General features: G+C 65.0%; 3 protein-coding genes and 2 pseudogenes. All 5 read right to left on the reverse strand.

Annotation, left to right across the window (positions count from 1 at the left end; translation table 11 throughout):
- Positions 1-170 precede the first annotated feature (170 nt).
- The 5 genes and pseudogenes from ABZ624_RS41815 to ABZ624_RS41835 all read right to left on the reverse strand — a co-directional run bounded on the left by ABZ624_RS41815 (position 171) and on the right by ABZ624_RS41835 (position 5644).
- Positions 171-2456 carry a LamG-like jellyroll fold domain-containing protein gene (locus tag ABZ624_RS41815; protein ID WP_360100782.1) on the reverse strand — a complete coding sequence of 762 codons (2286 nt, stop codon included), beginning with the start codon at positions 2454-2456 and terminating at the stop codon, positions 171-173.
- A gap of 740 nt (positions 2457-3196) precedes the next feature.
- The gene (locus ABZ624_RS41820; protein WP_360100785.1) at positions 3197-3571 is read right to left on the reverse strand and encodes a heparinase II/III family protein; all 375 of its coding nucleotides are present in this window, start codon (positions 3569-3571) and stop codon (positions 3197-3199) included.
- A gap of 48 nt (positions 3572-3619) precedes the next feature.
- Entirely contained in the window at positions 3620-3769 is a 150-nt protein-coding gene (locus ABZ624_RS41825; protein WP_360100788.1) for a hypothetical protein, read from the reverse strand.
- Between the two features lie 160 nt (positions 3770-3929).
- Positions 3930-4631 (reverse strand): annotated as a pseudogene (locus ABZ624_RS41830) (ATP-grasp domain-containing protein); the annotation flags it as partial.
- Positions 4624-5644 (reverse strand): annotated as a pseudogene (locus tag ABZ624_RS41835) (dTDP-glucose 4,6-dehydratase). The pseudogenes ABZ624_RS41835 and ABZ624_RS41830, both read right to left, overlap by 8 nt.
- Positions 5645-5792 lie beyond the last annotated feature (148 nt).

Below are 5792 nucleotides of genomic sequence, written 5' to 3' on the forward strand. Positions count from 1 at the left end.
ACGGTTCTCTTGGTCGAAAACTCGTCTACCAGGGGCTTCACCACGTTGTCAGCCCAACCGCCGTACCTCAGAGGCAGGTTGGAAAAGGCTCAGTGCTTGGCGCCCTCGCCGTCGGCCCACAGGCCGGGAATGTCGCCGTGGCCCTCGGCCGGGACCGCGAGGGCTGCAGCCTATTGGGGCTTTCGAGTCCCGAGACTGTGATGCTGGGCCACCTGGGCAGGGGTCAAGACGCGTGGGTAGATGGCGGTCTCGTCGATCTGGCCAACGAAGTATGGACTGGACGGGGCGCTGGGCCAGGCGGCGATGGAGTCGCCACCCACGTGCCAGTAGCCGGTGTAGCTTGTGTTGGGTGTGCCGGCCTTTCTGCTGGCTCGAAGTTTGCCGTCCACGTATAGCTGGACTGATTTGCTGTCGCGGGTGGCAACGACGTGGTGCCACTTTCCGTCGTTGAGGCCTGGGCTGCTGGCGATGGTGGTGCTTCTTGTATCGCCGAAGATGATTCGGCCGTCGTCCGTCATGTACGTCTGGTGGTCATAGAGAGCGCTTGGCCTTTGTTGGCGGTCACCGAATCCGATGAGCTTGCCGCCCGTGCGTGTCGTTGTTTTGAACCACGTCTCGATGGAATACGCTGTTGGGCGTGTACTGGGACGGTCGCTGTAGGTGACGTCACCGGCGATGTCCTCGGGCGCGGTTGGCGCTTGTTTGTCCACGCCGTGGTATGCGATGGCGGCGCTAGAGCCGGATACTGCGGTGGGCGTAACCCCGCGGGTGGGTCCGCCCCGGTGGACGCCGCTGTTGTTGTGGCCGGAGGAGTCTGCGGCGAAGGTGCCGGCGGACTCTTCGAACCGCCAGTACAGGCTTGGTTTGTCAGCGACTACTCGCAGCGGGTAAACGTTGGGGCCAGCAGCCGCAGTGACTTTGACCGGAGTCGAGCGTGTGCTGGTGTTGATGCCGTCGCTTGCGGTGATCCGGTAGGTATAGGTGGATCCAGGGGTGACGTGGGAATCGATGAACGTCAGCTGCGGCCGCTTCCAGAACAGTGATGAGGCGCTGACGGTGTAAAGCGGTGTACTGGAACCGTTGCGGTAGACACGGTATGTCAGTTGGCTGTCGTCGAGATCGAGGCTGGACTGCCAGTGAACGTCGATCTTGCCTGGGCTGGTGCTCGCAGCGCTTGCCTGCGGTACGGACGGGGCGGTGGCGTCCGGGCCGCTGACGAAACGGGTTAGGCCCTGTTGTGGCTTGTCGTTGACGGTGGTGAACTCGCCACCGACCCACATGTAGTCCCTGCCGTCCTTGGAGGCGGAGGTCAGCGTCCGGGGGCCGATGTGCTCGCCAATCCCGTCGTTCGTGTTCGGGGACCAGCCAAGCAGCGTCGGCTTGCCTATTGGCTCAGCTAGGAGATGATGGCGCGGACCTCTCGGAAACTCGCCCATGAGGTGACAGTCCTGGGCGTGGGAGGCGGAATAAAGGACGCCTTTGTAAACTTCGACGGCCTGGGTCGCGCCGAAGCAGTTGTCAAGCCACCGGGGCTTGAAAGATTTAAGGTCGAAAGCGACACGGCCATCGAACATGCCTTCGTTGGCGATGTAAAAGCTCGTGGAGTCAGTGGTGATGTCTTTCACCACGGTGTCCGGCTCACCGCGCGCATGCTTCGGCCTCGACCTGGGGAAGAAACCCAGCGGATAAGTTTGGGTCAGAGAGCCGTTATCACTGCTGACGACGGCCAATGCATGGGAGCTTGCACTATCGACGCTGTAGAAATTTCCGCCGAGTATCACGTTCTTCCCGTCCGGCGTCACCTTGACCGCTCGGCCCACGTCGTCAGCGTCAGCTGTCCACGACCGCAAAGCGCCTGAGGTGGTGACAGACGCAAAGTGACGCCGCCTCAGGTTAGCGACGCTGGTGAAGTCGCCGCCGAGATAGACCGATTCACCTGTGACGTCCAGAGCCCGCACCGTGGCGCTCACCGCCAGCCTAAAAGAAGCCTTCGGCGTACACGTGGCAATATCGATCGCCGCTACGTTACTCGCTTTGAGACCGTTAACAGCTCCGAAGCGCCCACCTGCGTAGAGCGTCTTGTGATCCGGCGACACCGCCAGCGCCCGCACCGTTGCCAGTCCTGAACCCACTGTGAACGACAGCTGGCACGATGTCGGTGCGCCAGTCGCCGTATCCAAAGCTACAAAGTTCACTGCTGAGCGCTCATGCGTGCCTGCCGCCGCGCTCGGCGGCCTGACCGCTGAGAAGGTACCGCCAGCGAACACGACCCCGTCGGCCTGGGCCATAGCCCAGACAATCCCATTGGTCTGCCAGGTCGGCCGCTCTTCAGCTGTCACGCCTACCGGTGCGGTAAGGGCACCTGCTGTGGACGCAGTTACTATACCCGCTCCTGAAAGCGATGCGGCCGCCAATGATAAGGCGGCCGCGCAAACCCCTAAGGAACGCTTGCTCATGTACTCTCCTTGCCTCTACCTGACCTTGCTTGACGCCACACAAAGATAGTTGCGACTCATCCATGCAGCCTTGTGACGTGAGCCACAAGGCTGTACACGGTCGGAGTTCGCGGCGCAGCACATCTAGGCGTGCATCAGTGAGGGCAAAAGCTCGCGTGAGTCTCTTTCCACTGAACCTGAGACGTATCGTAACCGCTGTGGTGGTTGTAGCGAGCCGTAGGTGGTTGTTCAACTACCCCCTCCTAAAGGGGTGTTGTCCGGGCTGTCCGGTCGCCGCTATCTCCTCGGCCTCTCGCCTCAACTGCCAAAGTTAGGCTGGATCCACTTTTACTGAACCATGACCAGGGCAGTGAGATCCGCTCCACCACACTGTCCCGCAAGAGCCGACGCCGGTTCGTTGAGGCGTCCCCCGCGGTGCGCACACACCTGAGAATGGATCGGGGTCTGTGCCGACGGCAGCCGATGACCGGTTCATCGAGGAACTCGTGGCTCGGGCCCCGTCGTAAGGTTGGCAGCTGACCGGTGAGTGCGGGCTGTTGCAGCGGCTGACGAAGCGGTGCTGGAGTTCGCTCACAAGGCGAGATGAATGATCATTTCTCGGCTTTGACCGCCACGACGCGGCGGGGAAGAACGGCAGCAACTCGCGCAACGGCAAGCGGTCCAAGACCGTGGTCAGGGACGTCGGTCGACCGAGATCGAGGTCCCGTGAGACCGCGAGGGGGCATTCGAGCCGCAGATTGTCAAGAAGCGTCAGCCCCGTCTTCACGAAGTTCACCCTGACGAGCCGGGGTCAGTAGTTGGTGGCCGAGATAGTTACGGGCGTTGGCCAGCCAGGCGCTGCTGTCCGCCAGTTCCGGGAAGTACAGGGCGATCTCGGCCAGGGCCTGTTTCTGGCCCAGCATCCAGTTCGGGGTGGAGACGACGGTGCGGGCCAGATACTGGCCCGACTTGTCCAGGATGCGGAGCAGCTCCACGTGCGGGCGGGGGATGAGAGAGGTGCTGTTGCGCAGGATCTGGTACGCGTAGAGCCGGCTGCTCACACGGGCGGCGGTGTCCAGACTGCGCGGGAACGAAGCCGCACCGTAGGGGGTGCCGCATGCGTCGGCGTCATGCACGAAGTCGAGCATCAGCCCGGCCAGCGCCCGGCGTCGGGCCTGCGGTGGTCATGTGACAGCTTCCTTCTGGGCGGCGGCGACCTCCAGCTCGGTGATGTCGCCGACGCGCAGCGTCTCCAGGTAGTTCATGAGGAACACGCCGGTGCGGTAGGTGAGCTGGTCGTGGTCGACCGGCTGACCGAACAGGCCGTTGACCATCTGGCCGACGAGGTCCGCCCCTGCGGCCTCGGCCAGCGCGAACCCTCCGGCAACGCGGACGTTCAGCTCGGTGATCGTGACTGGGCCGCCGTCGGTGATGAACCCCTGCGCTGCAGCACAGGCCGGCCGCGCGGACGGCGCGCAGTGTGTCCACGACCAGGTCGTGCACGGCCTGGTTCTCGAACGTCGTGGAGACGGCGACGCAGCCGGCCTTCACGAGGTCGCGGCGGCGCAGGATCACGGAGGCCCGGCCTTCGCGGTCCACGAGGCAGTCGGCGGTGAACTCGGTGCCGTGGACGCGTTCCTGGACGATCGGGGCCGGGACCAGCTCGCAGAGCACGCGGGCGTGCTGCAGCGACGTCACCATGTGCACGCCCTGGGCGCCGTGGCCGCCGCGGGGCTTGACGACCAGCTCGACGTCGGCGGGCACCAGGTCGAGGTCTTCGGACCCCCAGGCGCGCGGTGTCGAGATGCCGTGCTCGGTCAGGACATCGTGGAAGCGGGCCTTGTCGATGCAGACGTGCACTGATTCGGTGTCCGGCAGCCACAGATGTACGCAGTCGGCTTCCAGGCGGGGCCGCAGGTCTAGCCGCGGCGGCAGGTCGTTCTCGATGCCGGCCACGATCGCGTCGACGGCCAGCGCCCGGCACAGCTCCGCGATGGCCTGCGGGTAGTCGGGGTCTGTGGCGAACGGGACGACGTACGGGGCGACGTCGTCCAGGAAGAAGCCAGGGGCGAGCGGGTTGGCGTCGACGGCGACGACCCGGTGGCCGCGCTTCAGGAGGCTGCGGGCGAGGCCGAGGCCGGGGTTGGCGCCGACGCCGGTGACGAGGATCCGGCGCGGGGTCGTTTGGTCAGGCATGCTGTCGCTCCTTCTGGGAGACGGCCGCGGTGCGCGGAGAGGGCATGACCGGCGGCGGGCTGCGGGAGAGCGGCGCCCACCGGTCGGGGTTGCGGCGGTACCAGTCGGCGGTCTCCTCCAGCCCGGCCTGGAAGTCGTGGGCGGGCCGGTAGCCGAGGGCGGCGAGCTTGGACCAGTCCATGGCGTAGCGCAGGTTGTTGGACAGCCGGTCGGGGATGTACTCGACGCGGTCCCAGTCGGCGCCGCAGATCCGAAGCAGCTCCCTGGTCAGCTCTTTGCTGGACAGGTCGGTGCCGCCGCCGATGTTGTAGACCTGGCCCGGCACGCCAAGACGCAGTACGGGTTCGATGCCGAAGCAGTTGTCCTCGACGTGGAGCCAGTTGCGGACGTGCTGGCCGCGGTCGTGGAGGGTGACGTGCTCGCCGCGCAGCAGGCGGGTCACGAACAGCGGGATGATCTTCTCGGTGTGCTGGTTCGGGCCGTAGTTGTTGGAGGAGCGGGTGATGCAGATCGGCGCACCGTACGTCTGCCAGTAGCTCAGTGCGATCAGGTCGCTGGAGGCCTTCGATGCGGCGTAGGGGACGGTCGGGCGCAGCGGGTAGTCCTCGGTGGCCGCGCCTTCCAGCAGTGGCCCGTACCTCGTCCGTAGAGACGTGCACGAACTTCTCGATGCCGTGCCGCATGGCAGCGTCCACGAGAATCTGGGTGCCGTGAACATTCGTGGTCAAGAAGGTTCCGGCGGTGGTGAACGAGCGGTCGACGTGGGACTCGGCGGCAAAGTGGACGACCGCGGTGTGCTCACGGACCAGGGCGTCGACCAGTTCGGCGTCGCAGATGTCGCCGCGCACGAACTGCAGCTTGGGACTGAGGAACGCCGACCCGAGGTTCGCTACGTGGCCGGCGTAGGTCAGAGCGTCGAGCACGGCGACCTGCTCGATGTCGTCGGCACTCAGGGTGCGCCTGACGAAGTGGGAGCCGATGAACCCGGCTCCGCCGGTGACCAGCAGCTTCATACGTGCCTCCGGTGAAGGTAGGTGACCGACCGTCGGCATGGGTCTGCCGCGGTTAGGGCGTGTTGTGAAAGTGCTGGTCATAGCCACTCGTTGATGGCTGCGACCAGCACGGTCGCTTCGTAGCGGACGGCGAGCTTGTCGTACCTCG

Origin of the sequence: Streptomyces sp. NPDC007205, assembly GCF_040634095.1 — a bacterium.
In the GTDB taxonomy this organism is placed as follows: domain Bacteria; phylum Actinomycetota; class Actinomycetes; order Streptomycetales; family Streptomycetaceae; genus Streptomyces.